Origin of the sequence: Candidatus Brocadia sapporoensis, from assembly GCF_001753675.2 — a bacterium.
GTDB classification, from domain to species: domain Bacteria; phylum Planctomycetota; class Brocadiia; order Brocadiales; family Brocadiaceae; genus Brocadia; species Brocadia sapporoensis.
In genome coordinates this window covers 19,065-40,453 of the sequence record NZ_MJUW02000040.1, presented here as the reverse complement: position 1 = coordinate 40,453, position 21,389 = coordinate 19,065, and the positions used below count along the sequence as shown (strand labels likewise).

21 protein-coding genes are annotated in these 21,389 nt (G+C 41.3%); 7 read left to right on the top strand and 14 right to left on the bottom strand.

The annotated features are described in order from the left end of the window. Nucleotides 1-2 precede the first annotated feature (2 nt). The 7 genes from dxs to BIY37_RS03600 all read right to left on the bottom strand — a co-directional run bounded on the left by dxs (nt 3) and on the right by BIY37_RS03600 (nt 8,809). The gene (gene dxs, locus BIY37_RS03630; RefSeq protein WP_070066476.1) at nt 3-1,937 is read right to left on the bottom strand and encodes a 1-deoxy-D-xylulose-5-phosphate synthase; all 1,935 of its coding nucleotides are present in this window, start codon (nt 1,935-1,937) and stop codon (nt 3-5) included. Nucleotides 1,938-1,987: 50 nt separating this feature from the next. Then, nucleotides 1,988-2,236, bottom strand: coding sequence for an exodeoxyribonuclease VII small subunit (gene xseB / locus BIY37_RS03625; protein WP_070066475.1), 249 nt, complete (start codon nt 2,234-2,236; stop codon nt 1,988-1,990). A 113-nt stretch (nt 2,237-2,349) separates the two neighbouring features. Continuing rightward, nucleotides 2,350-3,576, bottom strand: coding sequence for an exodeoxyribonuclease VII large subunit (gene xseA, locus BIY37_RS03620; RefSeq protein WP_420886179.1), 1,227 nt, complete (start codon nt 3,574-3,576; stop codon nt 2,350-2,352). Between the two features lie 18 nt (nt 3,577-3,594). Next, a complete protein-coding gene (locus BIY37_RS03615) occupies nt 3,595-4,386 on the bottom strand; it encodes a TIGR00282 family metallophosphoesterase (protein WP_070066473.1) in 792 nt (263 codons plus the stop codon). Further along, nucleotides 4,383-4,883, bottom strand: coding sequence for a pantetheine-phosphate adenylyltransferase (coaD, locus tag BIY37_RS03610; protein WP_070066492.1), 501 nt, complete (start codon nt 4,881-4,883; stop codon nt 4,383-4,385). The genes BIY37_RS03615 and coaD overlap by 4 nt, the downstream gene beginning before the upstream one ends. Nucleotides 4,884-4,896: 13 nt before the next feature. Further along, nucleotides 4,897-7,614: an LPS-assembly protein LptD gene (locus tag BIY37_RS03605; RefSeq protein ID WP_179129270.1), complete on the bottom strand. Its 2,718-nt coding sequence runs from the start codon at nt 7,612-7,614 to the stop codon at nt 4,897-4,899. Nucleotides 7,615-7,702: 88 nt separating this feature from the next. Further along, nucleotides 7,703-8,809, bottom strand: coding sequence for a DegT/DnrJ/EryC1/StrS family aminotransferase (locus BIY37_RS03600; RefSeq protein ID WP_070066471.1), 1,107 nt, complete (start codon nt 8,807-8,809; stop codon nt 7,703-7,705). Between the two features lie 383 nt (nt 8,810-9,192). On the opposite strand from BIY37_RS03600, the gene BIY37_RS03595 reads away from it, so the two are divergent. From BIY37_RS03595 to BIY37_RS03590, 3 genes are all read left to right on the top strand, one after another. Further along, nucleotides 9,193-9,537: a DUF3147 domain-containing protein gene (locus BIY37_RS03595; protein WP_070066470.1), complete on the top strand. Its 345-nt coding sequence runs from the start codon at nt 9,193-9,195 to the stop codon at nt 9,535-9,537. Between the two features lie 837 nt (nt 9,538-10,374). After that, nucleotides 10,375-10,548: a hypothetical protein gene (locus BIY37_RS13365; RefSeq protein WP_179129269.1), complete on the top strand. Its 174-nt coding sequence runs from the start codon at nt 10,375-10,377 to the stop codon at nt 10,546-10,548. 3 nt (nt 10,549-10,551) lie between these two features. Continuing rightward, on the top strand, nt 10,552-11,475 hold the full coding sequence (locus BIY37_RS03590; RefSeq protein WP_070066469.1) for a metallophosphoesterase family protein: 924 nt from the start codon (nt 10,552-10,554) through the stop codon (nt 11,473-11,475). Between the two features lie 32 nt (nt 11,476-11,507). On the opposite strand, the gene moaC is transcribed toward BIY37_RS03590, so the two are convergent. The 4 genes from moaC to BIY37_RS03570 form a co-directional block, all read right to left on the bottom strand. Next, nucleotides 11,508-11,990: a cyclic pyranopterin monophosphate synthase MoaC gene (gene moaC / locus BIY37_RS03585; RefSeq protein ID WP_070066468.1), complete on the bottom strand. Its 483-nt coding sequence runs from the start codon at nt 11,988-11,990 to the stop codon at nt 11,508-11,510. 138 nt (nt 11,991-12,128) lie between these two features. Further along, the gene (locus BIY37_RS03580) at nt 12,129-13,352 is read right to left on the bottom strand and encodes a glycosyltransferase (protein WP_070066467.1); all 1,224 of its coding nucleotides are present in this window, start codon (nt 13,350-13,352) and stop codon (nt 12,129-12,131) included. Between the two features lie 13 nt (nt 13,353-13,365). Further along, entirely contained in the window at nt 13,366-14,082 is a 717-nt protein-coding gene (locus BIY37_RS03575) for a DUF5752 family protein (RefSeq protein WP_070066466.1), read from the bottom strand. A gap of 1,011 nt (nt 14,083-15,093) precedes the next feature. Next, complete coding sequence (locus BIY37_RS03570) at nt 15,094-15,498, bottom strand: GIY-YIG nuclease family protein (protein WP_080324824.1); 405 nt, start codon at nt 15,496-15,498, stop codon at nt 15,094-15,096. 404 nt (nt 15,499-15,902) lie between these two features. Here BIY37_RS03570 and BIY37_RS03565 point away from each other — a divergent pair, with 404 nt between their 5' ends. From BIY37_RS03565 to BIY37_RS03550, 4 genes are all read left to right on the top strand, one after another. Continuing rightward, nucleotides 15,903-16,346 (top strand): glycine cleavage system protein H, encoded by a 444-nt coding sequence (locus BIY37_RS03565; protein WP_070066465.1) that lies wholly within the window; start codon nt 15,903-15,905, stop codon nt 16,344-16,346. A 6-nt stretch (nt 16,347-16,352) separates the two neighbouring features. Continuing rightward, nucleotides 16,353-17,399 carry an N-acetyltransferase DgcN family protein gene (locus BIY37_RS03560; protein ID WP_080324823.1) on the top strand — a complete coding sequence of 349 codons (1,047 nt, stop codon included), beginning with the start codon at nt 16,353-16,355 and terminating at the stop codon, nt 17,397-17,399. Between the two features lie 29 nt (nt 17,400-17,428). Next, nucleotides 17,429-18,436, top strand: coding sequence for a dipeptide epimerase (locus tag BIY37_RS03555; protein WP_230402425.1), 1,008 nt, complete (start codon nt 17,429-17,431; stop codon nt 18,434-18,436). A gap of 65 nt (nt 18,437-18,501) precedes the next feature. Beyond that, complete coding sequence (locus BIY37_RS03550; protein WP_070066463.1) at nt 18,502-19,683, top strand: M20 metallopeptidase family protein; 1,182 nt, start codon at nt 18,502-18,504, stop codon at nt 19,681-19,683. A gap of 169 nt (nt 19,684-19,852) precedes the next feature. Here the strand turns inward: BIY37_RS03550 and sdhC are convergent, their stop codons facing one another. From sdhC to pyrE, 3 genes are read right to left on the bottom strand one after another with little or no spacing between them, the layout of a single operon-like run. Then, nucleotides 19,853-20,227 carry a succinate dehydrogenase, cytochrome b556 subunit gene (gene sdhC / locus BIY37_RS03545; protein WP_070066462.1) on the bottom strand — a complete coding sequence of 125 codons (375 nt, stop codon included), beginning with the start codon at nt 20,225-20,227 and terminating at the stop codon, nt 19,853-19,855. A gap of 9 nt (nt 20,228-20,236) precedes the next feature. Further along, nucleotides 20,237-20,602, bottom strand: a complete 366-nt coding sequence (locus BIY37_RS03540) for a succinate dehydrogenase/fumarate reductase transmembrane subunit (RefSeq protein WP_070066461.1) — start codon at nt 20,600-20,602, stop codon at nt 20,237-20,239. Between the two features lie 32 nt (nt 20,603-20,634). Then, nucleotides 20,635-21,222, bottom strand: a complete 588-nt coding sequence (pyrE, locus tag BIY37_RS03535; protein WP_230402424.1) for an orotate phosphoribosyltransferase — start codon at nt 21,220-21,222, stop codon at nt 20,635-20,637. Nucleotides 21,223-21,389: the final 167 nt, after the last annotated feature.

Here is a 21,389-nt window from a genome sequence, read left to right as displayed (position 1 = left end):
GCTTAAACAGTCAAACGTCGCTTCCCAGCACTGATAAAAGAACCTCGCACATCTGCCAAACCAAGCATTGCAATAAATCTCCCGGCAATTCCATCTTCATCCAGGCCAATATTTTTTAAGATCAGGTTCCGAGGACCATGCTCCATAAAACGATCAGGAACACCCGCACGCATAATCTTGTTAAGATTTTCTCCTGCATCCGAAACAAGTTCCAGCACGGCGGAACCAAAACCACCCATTAATGCGTGGTCTTCCACGGTAAGAATCAATTTGTTATTCCTGACCAACCTCAAAATAAGTTCTTTGTCAAGAGGTTTCGCAAACCTTGCATTTACCACAGTAACATCAATTCCTTTTTTATTCAGTTTTTCTGCTGCCTGCATACACCGATACACCATAGCGCCATAAGCCAGAAGAACACCATCAGAACCTTCTCTTAAAACCTCGGCCTTTCCAATTTCAAATTTCTTGTAATGCGGACTGAGTTTTTCTTCAGGGATGTCTTCTTTCGGATATCGGATTGCTGCTGGTTTACCAGATTCTAAGGCAATCTTTAGCATAGACTTTAACTCATCCCCGTCTTTTGGCGCCATTAAAATAATCTCGGGCAGATTACGAAGATAGGCAATGTCAAAAATCCCATTATGAGTGGGGCCATCATTCCCTACAATCCCTGCTCGGTCAAGCACAAATACAACACCATGCCTTTGTAAACAGATATCGTGAAACACCTGATCATAGGCCCTTTGTAAGAATGTCGAATAGATAGCCACCACGGGCTTGAGTCCCCCTGCTGACAGTCCATTGGCCAAACCAACCGCGTGTTGTTCACAAATTCCAACGTCATAGAATCTGTCTGGAAATTTTTTACCAAAAGAAACTATGCCCGTTCCATCGGGCATAGCAGCGGTAATACCCACCACCTTTGGGTCTATTTTTGCCAGTTCTACAAGGGTGTTTCCAAAAACCTTGGTATAAGCAATCTTTTTGGAATCAGGGGATATTTCTTTAATTTTTCCGTTACACATCTCAAACTTACCGGCACTGTGGTATTGTGCTGGATTTTGATATGCCGGCTCAAAACCCCTTCCCTTTTCCGTTATCACGTGGAGTAAAACAGGCCCTTCAAGATGCTTAATATTATTCAAAGTATCAGTGAGTATTCGGAAATCATGGCCATCAATTGGCCCAAAATAATTAAAACCAAGATCTTTAAATATTTGACCGGGAACACCGCCGCCCTGAATTAACTCAACAATATGTTCCATAGTCTTCTCAACCGGCTTACCAAGCACGGGAAACACTTTCAATAAATTATGGACCTCTTTTCTTATATCCATATAGATCGGAGCCGTCCGGATTTTATTCAGATATTTTGAGAAAGCGCCAACGGTGTTGGAGATAGACATTTCATTATCGTTTAATACCACCAATAAATTTTTTTTCAGATAACCCGCGTGATTTAAAGCCTCCAAAGACATCCCTGCTCCGATAGCGCCATCACCAACAATTGCCACAATCGATTTTTTTTCTCCAAGAATCGCAGAAGCACAAGACATGCCCAAGGCCGACGATATGGCATCCCCGCTATGTCCGCATGTAAATGGGTCATACTCACTCTCGTTTTTATCAGGAAAACCGCTGAGACCGTTATATTGTCTTAGCGTCGGAAACTTCGTTTTTCTACCCGTAAGAATCTTGTGAACATATGCCTGGTGCCCTACATCCCACACGAGCCTGTCTTTTTTGAAATCGAAACAATAATGGAGCGCCATCGTTAACTCAACGACACCGAGATTTGAAGAAAGATGACCGGGATTTTTTGAAACAACATTCACGATTAATTCACGAATTTCCGCAGCGAGTTTTGGCAGCTCTTCCAGTTTTAACTTCTTTAAATCTTCCGGATATTCAATAGAATCCAATAGTTTACTCATGGTTCACACATTATGATAAATCGAAAAAGGTTATCCATTTAAACAGATAGCTATTTTACATTATTACTTTTGGTAGGTTCAATCTCATAATCCCTGGTACGGAAAACACCGTCTTCATTCTTTACGAGAATTTGAATTCTTTTTTCTGCATCCTCTAACAGGGCAATACACTGTTTGTAGAGTTTAATGCCCTGCTCATATTTTAACAAAGTTTCATCGAGCGATAAATCCCCCTTCTCGAGAATCTCTACAATATCCTCCAATCCTTTTACTGCAATCTCAAATTTTATCTTTGCCATAGGGAATAATCACCCCATTTATAATATCTTCCGCACCAGTATGATATATGAATCATTGCTGTATTTAATTACTTTTGCATTCTGTAAATATCACACCAATCCTTCGTGCTTATTTACGGTAATAATTCAACGACTGATGACACAATACCACCATGGAAAAATCGTGTCTTTAACATTTTTCCTGCACTCAATCCTTCAGTAGATTTGACCAGTTTATCATCTTCTGCCGTGGTAGTAATCGAATATCCTCTGCTCAGCACTCTTAATGGACTGATGCTATCCAACCGACTTGCAAAACCAACGAGCCGTTCGCGTTCTAATTCAATAGTATGTTTCCCCGCCATGACGAGACGTTGTATTATTTCATCCAAATCCTGTTGTAATCGAAGTACTTTATCGAAGGGTCTTTTCAATGAAAAACTATTCTCAATCCTCAGTACCCTGCTTCTCATAAGCAATATTTTATTATATAATACTTGTGCAAGTCTAGTCTTAATTTTCTCACAGACATCCTTTATCTGATCATACCGAGGGACAACTAGTTCACCAGCCTCGGTAGGTGTTAGTGCTCTTTTATCTGCAACCAGGTCTGAAATCGTCACATCAATTTCGTGACCCACTGCCGAGATAACAGGAATTTTAGAGGCAAAAATACTGCGTGCGACCGCTTCTTCGTTAAAGGCCCACAAATCCTCCAAACTGCCTCCCCCCCTTCCCACAATCATTACATCAATACCAGAAATCGTATTCAAGTCGCGGATCGCCTGTGCAATCTCCAATGCTGCACCCTCTCCCTGTACCTTCACGGGATAAATAAGAATCTCCACTTTGGCAAAACGCCTGTTGATTACGTTCAGGATATCTCTGATTGCAGCACCTGTCAAAGATGTCACAAGGGCAATCTTTTTGGGAAGGACGGGAAGAGGTTTTTTGTGTGCCGGGTCAAACAAGCCTTCCTTTTCGAGACGTTCCTTTAATTGTAAAAAAGCCAATTGCAACGCACCAATTCCTTTTGGCTCCATTCGTTCAACAACCAGTTGATACTGTCCACGCGCTTCATAAACCGTAACGGAACCAAAAGCCAACGCCTCCATTCCATCTTGTATCTCAAATTTTAGGTTGTTTGCAACGGATTTAAATATGACAACCTGAAGCTGTGCATGTGCGTCTTTCAGTGTCAGATACACATGACCGGATGACGGCTTCTTCACATTGGATAATTCTCCTATGACCCAGATATTGAAAAACTCATGTTCAACGGAACCCCGTATTCTTCGGGTAAGCTCAGAGACCGTAAGTATTGCATTTCGGCTTCTTGCTAACTCTGGGAAAACAGGCAGTGGGCTAGCAAAACTCATCTAATCATCCTCTTTAATTTCAATCCTTTTAATGCTCTCTGCATTTCCCGTCTGGCTATTTACAACGACCTTCACACCATTTATTCGTATGTCTTTTTCTGCCACATCAAATCTGGTAGGCATCTGTGTCACAATTGCCTTTAACACACACTCAATCTTTCTCCCCAGAACAGACTCATGGGGACCCGTCATTCCTAAATCGCTGATAAAGGCCGTCCCTCTGGGTAGTATTTTTTCATCCGCAGTGGGCACGTGGGTATGCGTACCCAACACGGCGCTTACTTTACCATCCAAATACCGCCCTATGGCAATCTTTTCTGAAGTCGCTTCAGCATGCATATCCACAAAGATTACCTTTGTTTCTTTTGAAATATTCTTAACAATATCATCAGAAATCCGGAAGGGGCAATCTATGGGCTTCATAAATACCCGACCCAGTAAATTAATAACTCCGATCGGATATCCCAATTTGGAATTCTTGATCACATAACCTTTTCCCATTGCCAGAGGGGAATAATTAGCGGGTCTCAGCACGCTTGCATCTGTTTCCAGCATAGGCAATATTTCCTTTTTATCCCATACGTGGTCACCGGTAGTTATAACATCGACTCCGTAAGAAAACAATTCCGTGGCTATTTCAGCAGTAATGCCTGCCCCCGCTGCAGCATTTTCTCCATTTGCAATACAAAAATGGATCTCTTCCTTATCAATAAATGGTTTTAGCTTTTCCTTTAAGATCACACGACCTGGCTTCCCAACAATATCACCAATAACCAAGACGTTAATTTTCATTCAATACTCTTTCCATACACCTGCTTAAATTTTTGCATCAAACACCTTTCAACACTCTGTGGAACAAATTGTCCCACGCTCCCACCCAAACTAACAATTTCCTTAATGAGCGTGGAATTTAAAAACGAATATTGCTCACAGGCCATTATAAATACCGTTTCAACTCTGCTATCAAGAACCCGATTCGTCAGTGCCCTCTGAAATTCATATTCAAAATCCGACACCGTACGTATGCCACGCAATATGATGTTTGTCTGCTGTGTTTTGAGATAATCTACCAACATCCCGCTAAAGCTATCAACCTCAACATTTCCTAAGTCTGCAACTTGTTCCTGAATCATCTCCATGCGTTCTTCAATAGAGAATAGAGCTTCTTTTAATGGATTGCATCCCACGGATACAACCAAGGTATCAAAAACCATACTCCCTCTTTTTATCACATCAAGATGCCCATGAGTGAAAGGGTCAAACATTCCGGGATATACTGCTTTTTTCATCATCAGAGTACCTCTAAAACCAAAAACGTCTCTGTCTTCTCTCCAACCCTCTTGGTGTAATATCAATCCGATAGGAGTTATCATTTCTTACCGGATCCAGTTGCAGGGTAAGACTTCCTACCCAATCATGAAAATAGCGGAATAATACAATGTTTGTCTTGAGGTTCTGTGGTTTATATTCCGCGGTCCCATTTTTGTCTTTTAGGAAAGACTTGAAATCGTACTTTTCCGCACCCATTACCCTCCACTTTTCACTAATTGTGTATTCCGCCGCCGCCATAACGGTAGAACTGATATCCCTGATATAGCGATGACCAACAAAACATTGCCAATCGGGTGGATTGTTAAGCTCTAAACCGGAGGAAAATACATCAAATTTGAACTCTTCTGTATTAAACTCATTCCTTTCGGAAACAAACGCAATAATATCTGTTAGTTGAGACCGGAAATCTATATTCACAAAGTTATCTTTTCTTACGATAATGCCATTTATTCCGTCATTATAAATGCCTGCTCCTGTCGGAAACATATAATAATCCACATTAAAATTAATAAAATCCACCGTTTTTTCAAGTCCCGGCTCACCGCGTTTCGTCTGCAATTTGTTTTTTACCCCTATAACGACAACCTGTGATGAGTCCAATGCATCAATTGCATCATTTTGGTAGAGTTCATTCGGGTCTTTTGTAACTATAGGGCTATAGACATAACGGAGTTCCGGGACGAAGATATGCCTTAGGCGGTTAATCCTCAAAAGGTCATTGTAGACACTATAGTTTCTCCAATGTGTCGAGCTCCAATCAAAACCAAGTGAACCAATAAAACGCCCGCTGGCAGGGCCGTTCATCTCATCAACAGCATCTGATGTATCAATGCTTTCTGTATAGCCGGTAACTCTTCCCTCTACAAAGGGATTTATATTAAAAATCCCTGGTTTAAACGGCATGCTTACCCGATTTACACTGTCTACTCTTGCAAGGGATTCAGATTGAATTTTCGGTTCACCCTGTTCGAGAGAGCCATTAAAATAAGTCGCTGCGGATTCCGAAGTAAGTATTAACAGGTTATCTCCAATAGGCTCTCCAATAATTCGGTACGAAATCTCAGGCAGACGTTCTGCATACCGCTTTTCCCGTAACGAATCAACGGTTGTGTCAAATCCGTTAAACTGTTCATTAATTATAAAGGTTTCCGCCGTGGTGTCGTGAATCCTTCTTAAATACAACGTCGTTTCGCGGTCTTTTCCTTGCTTAAATTCGCGCTGAAAATACTCCCGGAGAAAATGTGAATCGCTCAAGTAGGAGTACTCCGTTTCTAAACGCCAATCGTAAGGTAATTGCTGACGGTGCCTCCAAAGAATGGTACCACGGTCTTCGTGTTCGATCGGAACATTATTAATGTCGGTTTTCTTATGATCCTTTATATAATAGGAATCGATATAACCAAGCATATCCTGTCTGTTGTATTCAAAATCAAGTCCGGTACCAACCCCTCTCTTCTCCAAATAATCAAGATTTAAAGTAAGATCACTCCAATCTTTTTGCCTTCCGCCAGTTAGTGCAAACAAATCCCAATCCGTCCTGATAAACCTACCGAAACGTGAGGAGCTCCCGAATTCCCAGTCTTTTAAAAGATGCTCCTTTGTTTTCCTCGCGTCTATGGCTAGATATGGCACATAAGCAATCGGATAGTCACCCATATAAAAGGCATTACTTGTAGATGAAACATAATTATGTTCTCCTCTCCGAACCAACCGGATCTTTTTCCCTTTAAAATGGTAGTGTGGATGTCCGAAACCACAGGTGCTTATCGCACCATTTTTAATTTCATAACGATCTTTGCCTACCCGTCTGATTTCTTCTCCTGCAACATAGGCTGGCAACCCTTCTAATGCAAATGTTGTGCTTTTTCTTGAAAGTCTTTTTCTTTCAGCATCAGTATCCTTTTTATCCGTTTTTTTCTGAATAGTTGTCTTTATCTTGCTATTGATCAGAATCCCCTTGTCTTCCTTAACATTTTCAAATATCTTATCGGCAACCTGAACATCGTCTTTGTGGCGCATTGTCACATTTCCCTCTGCGTAAATTTCACTCAACGGCAAATTTTCATGTTTCGAGGCATCCGATCCTGTTTTATCAAACCATAAAATGACATTGTCCGCAGCTATTGTCATGTCTTCTTTTTTGATATCAACATTTCCAAGGGCTACAATGATTCGCTTGTCTCCTTCCTCCCACGAGTCAATACTATCAGCGATAATATCAACCATCTCTTCTTTTTGAGAAACTCCTGAAGGGGGGACTGTTTTGGGAATCTCCAAAGACAAATATTCTTCTTTTTTCATCGAACGGATTTCTTCACCCCGGCGAACGACCTCCGTTTCCTGCGCAACCTCATACGTCTCGATTGGCTGGGCACTAGGATCAACGACTATGCCTGTCAAGGTCTCAAATCTTAGATAAACTTGTTCGTAATTCTCGTAGTTTTCTTCTTCCAGAATAGTTACCTTTCCTTCACAATACACTTCTACCGTGGCTTCTTTATGATGAGCGGCCTCTTCCTCATGAAACCAACAAACCACGGTATCCGCAGTAATCTGAAAAGGACCCTGTAATATTCTAGCATCTTTATTAACAACAAATACACGAACCCCTTCTTTTTTCCATGCAACAATGCGATTCCCCGACAAGGAAAAGGGTCGCTGTTCAACATCTTTGACCTTAGAAAGCAAACTTTCCGCGCTACTATATCCAGATATGAAAAATAAAACGGTAAGCACTGGAAGAAAAAACAGTATTCGCATGAGAAAACGTTAAAAGTTATCGTTGTGAAATGAATTTTTTTATATGGCTAATTACCTGTTCTTGTTCTTTCGCGGTAATCTCTGGAAAGATTGGCAAAGCCAATGTTTCATTTGAAGCTCTTTCTGCCTCAGGGAAATCGCCTCTTTTATACCCCAAGTATTCAAAACATTTTTGCAAATGAAGTGGAACAGGATAATAAATAGCAGTTTCAACCCCCTGATTGTTGAGGTATTTTGCCAAGACATCTCTTTCTGGCGTTGCTATTACATATTGATGAAAAATATGAGTGTTATGAAGAGATATTTGAGGAAGTCGAATGGGTAAGTCCTTTAAATGTTCATGATAATATGACGCAATCTTTCTGCGTTTCTCAGACCAACTGTCCAGATATTCGAGTTTTACTGACAGGACGGCAGCCTGTATCGCATCTAACCTCCCATTAATGCCAATGTGCGAATGATAATACTTTGATTTCGACCCATGCACCCTTAAGATTTTTATAAACTCTGCCAGTTCGTCATCATTCGTTGTTATGAGCCCCCCGTCACCATAACCACCAAGATTTTTTGTGGGGTAAAATGAAAAACATCCAATATTTCCAAAAGAACCCGCTTTGTTCCCTTTGTGAGCCGCCCCTATTGCCTGTGCGGCATCCTCAATAACAAACAACCCATGGACACGAGCAATATCAAGAATAGTATCCATGCTCGCACACTGACCATAAAGATGAACCGGCAGGATTGCCTTTGTCTTTTTATTTATCGCAGCAGAAATCTTAGTAACATCGATATTGTACGTAGCGGGGTCTATATCCACAAAGACAGGAATCGCCCCCACCCGCGCAATTGAACTCGCCGTGGCAAAGAAAGTAAAGGGAGTAGTAATGACCTCATCACCATTTTTTATATCGCAGGCCATTAACGCTAACAATAAAGCGTCGCTACCTGAAGACACCCCAATGGCATGTTTGATACAACAAAATTGCGCAATCTTGGCTTCGAACGATTCAACATAAGGCCCTAGAACAAAAGATTGACTGCCTATTACTTCTAGAACCGCTTCATTTATTTCTTCCCGGATAGTTTCATATTGTCGCTTTAAATCCAGTGAACTTATTTTCATTAACGAAATTATAACTTTTGTGAATAATTAGACTTTAATTCATAAGTTTGCTAAATCATTATATTTGCATCATTATCGGCCGCTATTATATTGATCGGAACTGGATTTGTCAATAAAAAAGACTGTTCAAAATATTTTATTGTAGTAGTCTCTGTCCTTATGTAATGGATCATGAAATGTACTAAATAATTAGACTTGACACCCCCAGATATACTTGTACTATTAAGAAAACAGAGTATACGCCGGTAGAAAAAATCAAGAAAGCCATACTAATTTATCCAAAGAAAATATGACGCATTGTTAAAATGAATATAAAACATCTATTCCTTTTAAACCGTCAAGAGTTCTTTGCTGAGATATAATAACAGAATTAGTACCAAATCATGCAGTTAAAGAACTTTGTATTTTATTTCATGCTCGGTGGTAGCATTGTAAGTGCCGTAACCTTAATGGGTTCCCAAGGCAGGGGACTCTTGGCCGCCTTTGTGGCAACTTTTCCTACCATGACCATACTCACTTTTGCCTTAATTCACAGCAAGGCAGGACAAGCAGCCACCGTGGATTACGCCAGGGGGTTACTCTTTATGACCCCTCCGTGGATTATTTACGTATTATGTCTTATCATATTGTTACCGAGATGGGGATTTCTGAAATCTCTCATTATTGGTGTGCTAACTTACATAATCCTCGCCGGTGTTGTTAGCATTATCATTAAACATCTTAAATAAATGTAACTATTTAGTTTTTGAAGAACTCCCAACAATAACCATGTTTTCCATGTCGTGTAAGAGCCGGTTTGAAACCTGCCCCTACAATAAATACCATTCATGCAAAACATTTTCAAAAAACTAAATTATTACAAATAATTTAAACAGGTCAAACAGCCATGAGATACAAACGAATATTGCAACTAATGACGCTATAGACAGTCAGCATTTCTTATATAAAATTAACCATTATCAGTTTAACGAATTCAAATGCCTGGCAAGTATACATAAGTCCAATTACGCTGTTCTAACAAATATGTCGGATACGGGAACAAGATGCTCATCTGACTTTGATTTTTCTGAAAAATATTACATCATGAAGGAGTTTAACCACCGCAAATACCAACCGCGAGTAATCTTGGACTAGGAGAATTATTCAGAAATGGCAAGTTTTTTATCAAACATAATTACATCGTCTCACAATATCTTACTGATGTGATCTGATAAACTACTTCAATGAAAAGGATATTAAAAATGCAAAAACGATTGATGAGATTATCAAATTATTTGCAAGCGCCTATGGTCCCCTGCAGCATATCCATGACAAACATTACATTTGTTGCGATTTAAAACCAAGCCATCTGATCCTTAATCAAAAAATCGGTCTCGTGCAAGTCATAGGCTTTGATTGGTCATTTAAAAGGAGAGGCATTCCCGGAACAAACAGATGCTAAACTACCTGAAGTACCTGCCAAGAAAAGTGCATTATGATGCGATTACCTCTATCATCAGGCTAGACGGCAAAGCAGATTTATATTCTCTGTATCTTGTATTCTATCAAATAGTAATAATGAAATTATGGCAGACAAAAAAGGTTTTACCCGCAAAATAAATAGCCATATCCCACAGAAACCCGAAGATATCCTGAGCAATCTCATGGAAGTAAATCCTTCTCAAAGAATTCCTTCTGCAAAAAGAGTAAACAAACACCGATGGGTACATATCAGGCATATTGTTATGCTTTGCGGATAACCTATGAAAAATATCATTTTATCAGATATCCATAGCAATGCAGACGCCTTGCTGGCGGTGATTAAAGAAATCGTTGAAAAGGAATACCCTATTTCCAGACTCCTGATCGCTGGTGATATCGTTGGCTATGGTGCATCGCCAAATGAGTGCTGCAACATCGTACGTTTCTTAATCTATGGCAGAAAGGCAGTGGATTTAAAGAAAATCCGTGAAAGTGTCATACAGTCATGTCTTAACCCCCATCAACAGCATGATCAGCTCAATGCCCTTATTGCATTGGAAAAGAAAGGCCTCGCCATCGGTGGGAATCACGACAGGGAAACCGCAGGAGAATCTTCCCTTACGGGTGAAATGAACCCCATAGCATCAGCCGCCGTAGACTGGACAAAGAGGGTGCTGACAAAAGAGAATCTTAATTTTTTAAAAAGCCTTTCTCTGAGGATGAAATTTGATAAAGAACAATTTGAAATTGTACACAGCACACCTTCTTGTCCACGAAGTTACGAATATGTCAGAAATGCTGGCGCATTAAATTACACATCCCTATGGTCAAAAGTTACCTTTGGAGGTCATACCCACCGTCCTTCTGCTTATATTTACACCAGAGAAATCAGGACAGTAAATGCCTCCGTTCTTGTTCCGGCAGATAATTACGATATGAGGCTTATGCGCATAGAAAAGGAATCAACGGATAGGGTGGAATCTTTCGTTATTAATACAAACAAGGACTGGAAGTATTATATCAACGTAGGGTCGGTAGGCCAGCCAAGAGATGGTAATTCGCATGCATGTTACGTAGTGTATGATTCTACGGCAAAACATCTTAGTTTTAAACGGGTACCTTATAACACAGAAGCGGCATCAAAGAAGATACTAGAGGCAAAACTGCCGAGAGAATTGGCAGAAAGGATATCGAAAGGCGTTTAAGCCGGATTGTTCTCCCCATAATAAAAACACCGTTAGGAATCTTTGTCGAAGACAAACGCACCACTCTTTCCACCCGATTTTTTCATCAAATGAATATCACTGATTATCATTCCCTTGTCTATCGCTTTACACATATCGTATATCGTAATTGCACAGACAGCAGCCGCAGTGATCGCCTCCATCTCTACCCCTGTCTTTCCCGTCACCCTGACCTCTGAAAATATTTCAATTTCATTCACGGAGTTATTTGTGTAATCAATCTTTACACTCGTCAGATTGAGGGGATGACACATCGGGATCAAAGCAAAGGTCTGTTTTGCCGCCATAATCCCGGCTACTCTTGCTACTTCCAACACATCTCCCTTGTGTATTTTTTTATCCATTACAAGTTGGAATGTCTCAGGCTTCATGATAACTTTTGCATGAGCAACAGCGACCCTATCCGTAATTTCTTTATTACCAACATCCACCATACGTGAAGCACCCTGTTCATCAAAATGAGTTAACTGTGTCATACGTAATATTCATCCCTTTTTATCATTCTTCCAAGCAATAAAATATAGTAACCATTGCAGCAAATATTTCGTCTCTTACCGTATACATGAAATGCATGAGAAATTCCTTTCAAAAAGCTAAACGGTTACAATACTTCGTTATAAATAAATAATGTCTTCCGGGTGGTACATGCACAGAGAAAGAAGCATAAAGTCTCTCACCTGACGTGTGAGAAGAAAGTTTTGCCTGACGTGTTCTCTGCCGTTTTCTCCCAATTTTTTAGCGTATTCCGTGCTGTTCAATAGCTGTTTAATAGCGAAGGCCGTTCCCGGGATACTATGACATAAGAGACCGGTGTATTTGTGTTTGACCTGCAACGGTATCCCGCCTGTGCTTGAGGCAACAACCGGCTTGGCCTTCCATAATGCCTCAGTTACCGTAAGCCCAAATCCTTCGCGAAGGGATTTCTGAACAATGACCGTGGATGCCCTTTGAAGTGCATTAATCTCTGTGTCACTACCCGATGGGATGGGGAGGATGTGGATGTCTTTATCATCGCCGGCCGCTTCCTTTGTATCTTCAAAGACCTTGTTTGATTCAGGATCGTCTGTGGCTGTTCCACCGGCAATGATGAGGCGACAGTCAATACGCTTCTTTACCATGCGATATGCCTCAATAACACCAACAGGGTCTTTTAAATAATCAAATCGTGAAACTTGTGTAATAATGGGTTTATCTACCGGGATACGATACTTGTCCAGTACCTGGTCTATGATCTCCTGCGGTAAATCTTTGTTTTTGTCACTCAAGGGATCGATAGAAGGCGATTCCAGGAATTGCCGTATCGGCAAAGGTTGTGAAAAAACCGGAGCAGAAAAGACGGCACCATCGTATTGATGGATAAATGGTGTCAAAAAGTCCCATACCTGTTTGATTGGCGTTGACACGTCGATATGGCATCGCCAGATCCATTTGCCATTTGGCATGGATGGTTTCTTCCTGATAAGGGCGATCGGTTGAGGGTCGTGAATAAACAGGATGTCACCATAAACTTTGAGTTCATCAATATTCCGCTGGCTTGTTTCTAAAAAAACCTCCAGCATTTGAGGAGTAATTTCTTCGGGCTTTCCGTGAAGAGCGTTGTGGAATTTTTTTGTGACCTGAAAAAAGTCATCTCCACCCTTGATAACATCCCATTTTACATCTACTCCTAATTCCCGTAGCAACGGCACCAAGCGATTTAAAATTTCTGCAACACCCCCGCCTACAGCAGTGGAGTTGATGTTCTGAATAACCTTTCCGTAGAGTCTGTTTGCTAATAGCCGCAACTCTTCAATGGTATGGGTTCCGACAATAGGTTCATATTCCGTGATTTTTGGCATTATTCCGCAACCTTTATGATTTTGGCAAAGCTAACGCTGTGTCAGATGGCTTTTCCAGAGGCTCCGAGAGCCTCTTTTCAACTAATTTTATGAGAATAGTTCGCAGTCCTCCCAGGGTGTGAGTGTATGGATCAAGAGAGGAGATTTTATTTGCCAGTCTCTCTTCCTGTAAGCTGTCATTAAGCCATTTGGAAAAGTCATTAATGCCTTGCTTTATGCGAAGACGGGCTTCAAACATGTGAAAATATATGGAATCAAGCGTTACTCTTTGTAACGCAGCGTGAAACTCTTTGAGGTCAAAGGCCGTATAGGGAGTCTGAAAAATGAAACTTACCGATTTAAAAAAATGAAACTCGTCCCCCGGTGTTGCAAATTTTTGAAGCGATCTTGGGTGTTTTGCCATATAGTTTTCAATAGTACGGATGATTTCTACACGAAGTTCATAGATCGTGGTATATTGAATGGTGTCTATGCTGAATAGATATTCGCCAAGTTCTTCTTCGCCAAGGATACCGGTAATCCAGTAAGCAAAGTCATTGGGTGGTTCCGGTGAAAGGTAATGGTGCTGCTGAAGAAAGTTGTGAGTATGGCAATAGATAACCGATGGCGGCACGGTTTTAATATGGTACAACAGTTCTTGCAAATTGGCAGCCTTTAGTCCGGTGAGTTCAAGGAGGTGTGTTTCTGTAAAAAATCGGAATGCTTCTTTTGATTTTCCTAAAACGGCCATAAATAAAACTCGCCCTTTCCTTCTTAAGGATGCTCAAAGAGTACCTTGATTTCTTTTGTCGAGTGGACGAAGTATTCGCTGCCGAAGTGATCGCCCTGTTGTTATCAAAAAGCACATTTCGTTTTCCTCAAGGGTAAGCCAGACCCTCCAAAGGGTGCACCGCGGTTATCAGGGGGTGGTACGGCAATTCTGTCTTTATTGTCCGCATCACCGCTACTGCAGGCAATCCATGCCTCTTGGCTAGAGTAATGGGTCCGGCGCCGTGACCATGCCGCTGGCTGAGGCAATACATTTGATATCTTTACCCACACAACAATGAGTTTTTAATAGCTTATTTATCTCACTTTGTCAACAAAATGTTTTTCTCATTCTGGGGCGGTGACCGTAAGCCTGAAATGACATGCATTTATACATATTTCACGCATTGTTCTTCATTTTTAAATTGACCGCACCTCAAGGCGATTTCCTTCCGGTCGAACAAAAAAAACACCGGCCATCTCTTCGGATTACCAGAAATATTGCATCCTGGAGCTTCTGGTAGTTGTCCGTTGTTCATTCACAACACACAAACGGATGCGGCAGTTGCTTCAAACTCAATGAACCAATCGTTCTCAAATGTTACGAGGAATTCTCATATGTCTCGATGAAAGAAGACCCGTTTCTGCCATTTCTGACCGTATAATATCGTATTGATAATGAGAATGGGTTCATATTAATTAGTGTTTGAGCAAAAACCAACGGAAGGCTGATAATACAAGGAAAGGAAGACGATGGGGGATTGGACAAAAATGTTGAATATTTGAAGTAAGGAGAGGAAAGCTTGTGACGAAAAATGAGAGCTTTGCTATTAGAAAGGCGGGGAAAGGGCAAAGAATCGAGAGAAGAGGAAAAAGAGCTTTGGTCGTCAATGCAAGTTTAACATCAAACCCATTTCGGCGGTACATCAGTCAATCTTCTGATTTGGTCAAGGATGACAATGATATACAAGGGATTCTAAGAGATATTTTTCGTTTAAATCTTGAGCCTGGACATCGCAGGCATATGCTGAAAATAATAGAGATGTGCATTGCACGAACAGTCCGATGAGCCAAACCCTTTCACTGGCACTGATGCTTCTTTCATACGCTCGATTTTATGACTCAAGATGCACTCTTTCTTTTTTTCTCCGGCATAGGTATGAACAGAAATTACCCGTCCGTATTGCAAGAGATAATCGATGTGCCAGCGGACCTTTTTTTCTTGCTGCAAGTGTCGTTTTATTCGGTGTTGCAGGTTATTTTGTGCACTCCCGACATAGGCATAAAAACCTGCCGGAAAGTCAAATTTACCTAAGCGACCGATCTGCAGAGAATGTCTTTGCAGGACTTGAACAACGAGACCATATATCCCTTTATTTGAAGTATGTATTATTTTCATGGAAAGTACCTAACGCTTGAGATACCGTGTTGCTGCGTTATAAAATTCGGAAAGACAGTATAAAAAATACTCTTATAAATGAGAAGTTTATATTTTTTAATGCAAATCAGTGTTGTCCGGTTAGAAATTTGCGTGTCTTGTTTTATTGCTCTCGAGATGTAATTCCCGCATGTTTTTAGCGGAAATCCAGGAAGTTCAGGGTTCACTGGATACCCGATAAAAGCGTTCGGGTATGACAAAAACGTACCCGCAAATTTCTAACCGGACAACGTTGAATGCAAATCAAAGTCAAAAATGGCTTAATAATCAGCATGCATTGCTGGCAATTATTCTTGACAACAATGATGTCCTATGCTACGATTTTTAAAATTAATATGTTATAATTTCTTGCGAGGTATTATGTTATGATTCCAGAGCATTTAAAATATACATCAACTCACGAATGGTTCTTTTGGGATAAGAAAGCAGTCACAATTGGCCTTTCAAAATTTATCGTTGATGAACTTGATGAGCTCTTGTTTCTCGATCTCCCAAAGGTAGGAGACGATATACTCTCTGGAATTTCTTTTGGAGAGCTAGAGGCAATGGAGAAGCTGATTGATATTACCTCTCCTATAGCAGGTGAGATTGTAGCGGTAAACGAACGTCTTTATGAAAATCTGAATATCTTAAGCAACGATCCCTATCATCATGGTTGGTTAGTAAAGTTTGTAACCACCGAAACACATCTCCTGAATGAATTACTAGACGCTAAGGAATATAAAACGCATTTGAGTAAATTGCAATCTACCACACCCAGCCAAAGGAAACGATACGCAAAAAACATAAAAAGGAAGCGTCGAAAATAACTTTTTATGAAATCTATACAAAATCGCAGACTTGTTATTTTAACGGAAGGAAGGCTTGATCTCTTTACTGCAAAAACCGCTGTCAGCGTCATTCGTTACTGTAAAGAAGAGGTGATTGCGCTGATAGACAGTGTTAATGCCGGTAAAGATCCTGAATCAATTATCGGTATTGGAAAAGGAATTCCTATTGTCCATACCATCGAAGACATCCTTCATCTCAAACCCAATGCTCTCCTCATCGGCATTGCGCCGCCTGGTGGCATGCTTCCGGCCGAATGGCGTAAACATATTGCCGATGCACTAAGAAACGGACTTCATATTATTAGCGGACTTCATTGCCATTTAAACGAAGACCGGGAATTTCATCAGTTGGCAACCGAGCATCATGTAAAAATCTGGGATATCCGTAAGCCTTCCGAAGACATTCCGTTGGGTTCGGGAAAAGCAAAAAATACCAAGACGCTACGTATCCTTACCGTAGGCTCTGATTGTAATATCGGGAAGATGGTGACTTCACTTGAAATTACCAATGCCGCCAGAAACCGGGGCATTAACGCTCGCTTCGTTGCAACAGGGCAAACAGGTATTATGATCGATGGCAGTGGAATTGCCGTAGACCACGTTATTTCGGACTTCATTTCCGGAGCAGCAGAAAAACTGGTGCTTGACCGCGCCCAGTACCCCCTCTTAAGCATCGAAGGACAAGGCACGATCGTCCACCCGGCATATTCTGGTGTTACCCTTGGCCTGTTGCATGGCTCTGCCCCTCAGGGACTTATCTTGTGCCATCAACCAGCGCGAAAGACACTTCGTCATTTTAATGATTTTTCCATTTTACCGCTTTCGTATCTGATCGATCTCTATGAGAAACTGGCACAACCCGTTTTTCCATGCAGGGTGCTTGGCATTTCGCTGAATTGTTTTGGCATGGCGGACCGTGATGCATTGCAGGAGATACAAAAAATAGAGCGGGAAACAAAACTTCCTGCCACAGACCCCATCAAGTTTGGCGTGGGTAAATTTATGGACAGTGTTCTTTCCCTCTTACCATGAATCTCTCTTTTTATCCTCTCGATTTGAAGTTGAAACACACCTTTCAGATTGCTAGAGAAAGCCGCGATATTCAAAATAATATCATAGTCCTGTTAAGAGACACTGATGGTGTTGTTGGTTTTGGAGAGGCCGCGCCAACCCGTTTTTTGGGAGAAGATGCAAAGAGCGTTACCAGGGTACTTGACCAATCGATCGACCTTTTACAACAGGCGGATCCCTTTCATCTGGAAGACACTACCCATCTTCTCAAAAGCAGATTTCCCAGAGACACCGCTGCCCGTGCTGCAATAGACATTGCCCTTTACGATATGATTGGTAAAAAACTTAAAATTCCCCTTTACCAGCTTCTGGGATTAAAAAAACCCAACGCAAATGTAACGTCATTCACTATCGGAATCGACACCTTGGAAAAGATGTGCAAAAAGGTTGATGAGGTAAAAGATTTCCCCATTCTTAAGATCAAGGCGGGTTTTAAAGAAGACATCGAGACCCTGAGAGAGCTGCGCAAAATCACCAGGGCAGTCTTTCGCGTGGATGTTAACACCGGCTGGACGCTTCATGAAGCAATAAAAAAGCTGAAATTGATGGAAAACCTTGGTGTTGAGCTTGTGGAACAACCATTTCCCGTTGGCAGCATTGAATTACTTCAAAAGATCAGAGGCGCGGCAAAAATCCCCATCTTTGTTGACGAAGATGTAAAAGATACACATGATATACCTGCATTTTCCAACGTGGTAGACGGAATTAATATCAAGCTCATGAAATGCGGTGGCATTCGTGAAGCGATTCGGATGATTCATACCGCTCGTGCCCATGATCTCAAAATAATGATGGGTTGCAATATCGAAAGTTCCGTATCAATCACTGCGGCTTCCCATGTAACGCCATTGGTTGACCATATTGATCTTGACGGACATCTCCTTGTAACCAACGATCCATACACCGGTGTAATGGTCGATAGGGGAAAATTATCATTACCTGTGGGTGATGGCTTAGGGGTAGTGGCGCGTAGTGAAGCATCTTTATTATCTTTATAGAAATGATATGAAAAACGCAAGTGTCCGTTCTGAGAAACTAAAATAAATTTTCTGGAAGAGAGACTATGGCAGACAAAACACTTACCCAAGAAATCCTGACCCATGCCAGAGAACTTCATGATTATGTTGTTGGAATGCGGAGAGATTTTCACAAATATCCGGAAACCGGTTTTGGTGAGATTCGTACTTCCGGTATTATCGCTGAAGAATTGAAACGACTGGGATTACAGGTACAAACAGACATCGCAAAAACAGGTGTCCTTGGCACCCTTCAGGTCGATGGAGCATCAAGCACCGTTGCCTTCCGGGCTGATATGGATGCCTTGCCGATAACCGAGGAAAACAACCTTGACTTTAAATCCCAGAATGAAGGGATGTCCCATGCCTGCGGACATGACGCAAACATGGCGATACTTCTTGGTGCTGCAAAACTCATGACACAGTTGAGACACAAACTGAAACGACAGGTGAAATTTATCTTTCAGCCTTGCGAAGAACAACACCCCGGGGGAGCAAAGCTCATGGTTGAACAAGGGGTCATTAAAGATGTGAACGAAATCTATGGGTTGCATATCGACCCGAATATTCCCTCGGGCACCTTTGGAGTACGGGCAGGGGCCACGATGGCTGCTACAGACCGCATTGTCATTTCCATCATAGGAAAGGGCGGGCACGCCTCTACACCACACTTGTGTGTAGACCCTATTGTTACCGCTGCCGAAGTAATATTGGCCATTCAAACAATTGTATCGCGCAAGGTGAATCCTCTGTCTCCTTGTGTAGTTTCTTTATGCCAAATCTCTGGTGGAACAACCTTTAACGTTATACCAGACAAGGTCAGGATTATAGGCACCGTAAGAACCCTTGCCAAGGAATTAAGGTATAAAATGCCGATCCTGATAGAAGAGGCTATTCGGGGGATTACTTCACTCAATAATGCCTCCTACCAATTTGAGTATCTCAAGGGTCATCCTCCGCTGAATAATCCACAGCAACAGGTGGATTTCATACAGGATAAGATTATAGGACTCTTTGGAAATAAATCCGTGGAACACATAGATCCCAAAATGGGAGGTGAGGATTTTTCCTATTATCTGGAAAAGATAAAAGGGGCCTATGTTTTTTTAGGGGCAGGAAATATCGAAAAGGGCACGAACCAACCGCTACACAGCCCCCGGTTCCTCCTGGATGAAGATGTACTTTCTATGGGCACAGCCCTGTTTACATATATCGCCTGTAGCCTATGACAATACTTGAACCTGTCCTGAACAGGCATTCCAGACAAATTCTGCGTAAATTCCAGAGGAGAATCTTGAAAGACAGAGATAGGAATAGAATCGCAACAAAAAAGCATTCACTCCTCGTGAATTTTTTCCCAGCAAGACGGAACTCAATAATATGCCGAGTATTGAATAATCACAAAAGCACCGTAATAATTCCAACAGCAGCAATGATGACCAAAACGAAAAGCGATATCCATAACAATTTCTTTTGACTGCGGGTAATGCCACAAAAATCAACAACCGTTATCCTTACTCCATTTACTAAGTGTATCGCTACGATGAGGAGCAAAACATATTGAAACAGACACCCGAATTTCGTATCAAATTTACTAACCGCATAATCATAGGCATCTTTCCCTCGAAAGACAGCACTCAGTGTCCAGATATGTAAGAACAAGAATACGGCAATCATGATGCCGGTAATGCGATGTATCCAGAAGGCATACATACCTGTATTTCTGTTCTTTACGAAATCCTTATAACCTTCTTTAATCTTTTGGATGTTCATTGCTGAGACCTAAAAACCATCACGTGTTGTTGCAAACCAAATAAGGATGTAAACCCCGATACCAAAGAGAACAAGCCCCGTAAACCAGAGAGCTCGTTTCACGAATCGCACGGTTCTTTCACTCCAACAATAGTCAGCAAAAATACCCCATAACCCATTCAGACCATGAAAAACAACGAGCGCAAGGAGACAGATATGAAAGGTAATCCACCCGGGAGTACAAAACCGATGGATAATTTCTTCGTAGTAACGGGATGCGTATCTGCCGGGGCTGAAATGAAAAACAAAGAAATGAACAGCCATCCCTATTACCAACAATAAGGCGGTAATTCTCTGCAACAACCATGACCATAAACCCCGTTTTTCAGTATTCATTTTTGAATAACACTTCAACCTTTTGGCGAACGTTACGTTCTTTTGTAAATACTCATTAAATCATCTCTGGTAAAGACTGACTCAAAAAGAACTTTCTTTCTTTCAATATTTTCCCGTCCGCCTTCCTGTCGATCCACCAGGGCGATAGCCTTCAGAACATTCAGTTTTGATTCCCTGGCATGGTCAATGGCATCTATCGTTGATTGTCCGGTGGTTACTACATCGTCGACAATTACCACCCGATCCCCTTCCCTTATATTACCCTCAAGCCATTTCATTAATCCATGTTCTTTCGCCTTTTTTCGTACAACAAAGGCATTAATCGCATCGTCCTGCATGCCACTAACCATGGCGGTGGCAAATGCAATAGGGTCGGCGCCCAGGGTCAGGCCGCCAATGGCGTTAATATGAAGTGCTTTGACCTTGTTATAAAAGAGGTGCCCAATTAACAACATTGCCTCCGGGTCTAAGGTTGTTGTTTTACAATTTATGTAATAGTTACTCATCCTCCCTGACACCAGTTTAAAGATAGGTTCCTCATTATATTTGAAGGATTTTTGCAAAAGAATTTCGAGTAATCGTTTTTCAGCCTTAACGAGATTCATATTCGAATTATTCAAACAAATGAATACTTCCCTTTCTTACGAATAAAATATATTGAAACCTCTCCTCGTACTATCTTTTTGTTCCCTCCTTGCAATGGAGGAAAAACGCTTTTACGATAATCTAAGACGGGAAGATACAGGTATACGAAGCCTTGTGAAGAAAGCAATTCGATTGTGGTTCA

What these genes read in the sequence shown, in the direction of transcription:
- BIY37_RS03590 (WP_070066469.1), top strand. Translation starts at nt 10,552, where the DNA reads ATGAAAAATATCATTTTATCAGATATCCATAGCAATGCAGACGCCTTG.
- BIY37_RS03600 (WP_070066471.1), bottom strand. Translation starts at nt 8,809, where the DNA reads ATGAAAATAAGTTCACTGGATTTAAAGCGACAATATGAAACTATCCGG.
- BIY37_RS03570 (WP_080324824.1), bottom strand. Translation starts at nt 15,498, where the DNA reads ATGAAAATAATACATACTTCAAATAAAGGGATATATGGTCTCGTTGTT.
- BIY37_RS13365 (WP_179129269.1), top strand. Translation starts at nt 10,375, where the DNA reads ATGGCAGACAAAAAAGGTTTTACCCGCAAAATAAATAGCCATATCCCA.
- BIY37_RS03565 (WP_070066465.1), top strand. Translation starts at nt 15,903, where the DNA reads ATGATTCCAGAGCATTTAAAATATACATCAACTCACGAATGGTTCTTT.
- xseB (WP_070066475.1), bottom strand. Translation starts at nt 2,236, where the DNA reads ATGGCAAAGATAAAATTTGAGATTGCAGTAAAAGGATTGGAGGATATT.
- BIY37_RS03595 (WP_070066470.1), top strand. Translation starts at nt 9,193, where the DNA reads ATGCAGTTAAAGAACTTTGTATTTTATTTCATGCTCGGTGGTAGCATT.
- coaD (WP_070066492.1), bottom strand. Translation starts at nt 4,883, where the DNA reads ATGAAAAAAGCAGTATATCCCGGAATGTTTGACCCTTTCACTCATGGG.
- BIY37_RS03580 (WP_070066467.1), bottom strand. Translation starts at nt 13,352, where the DNA reads ATGCCAAAAATCACGGAATATGAACCTATTGTCGGAACCCATACCATT.
- BIY37_RS03615 (WP_070066473.1), bottom strand. Translation starts at nt 4,386, where the DNA reads ATGAAAATTAACGTCTTGGTTATTGGTGATATTGTTGGGAAGCCAGGT.
- BIY37_RS03550 (WP_070066463.1), top strand. Translation starts at nt 18,502, where the DNA reads ATGGCAGACAAAACACTTACCCAAGAAATCCTGACCCATGCCAGAGAA.
- sdhC (WP_070066462.1), bottom strand. Translation starts at nt 20,227, where the DNA reads ATGAACATCCAAAAGATTAAAGAAGGTTATAAGGATTTCGTAAAGAAC.
- dxs (WP_070066476.1), bottom strand. Translation starts at nt 1,937, where the DNA reads ATGAGTAAACTATTGGATTCTATTGAATATCCGGAAGATTTAAAGAAG.
- BIY37_RS03560 (WP_080324823.1), top strand. Translation starts at nt 16,353, where the DNA reads ATGAAATCTATACAAAATCGCAGACTTGTTATTTTAACGGAAGGAAGG.
- moaC (WP_070066468.1), bottom strand. Translation starts at nt 11,990, where the DNA reads ATGACACAGTTAACTCATTTTGATGAACAGGGTGCTTCACGTATGGTG.
- BIY37_RS03575 (WP_070066466.1), bottom strand. Translation starts at nt 14,082, where the DNA reads ATGGCCGTTTTAGGAAAATCAAAAGAAGCATTCCGATTTTTTACAGAA.
- BIY37_RS03540 (WP_070066461.1), bottom strand. Translation starts at nt 20,602, where the DNA reads ATGAATACTGAAAAACGGGGTTTATGGTCATGGTTGTTGCAGAGAATT.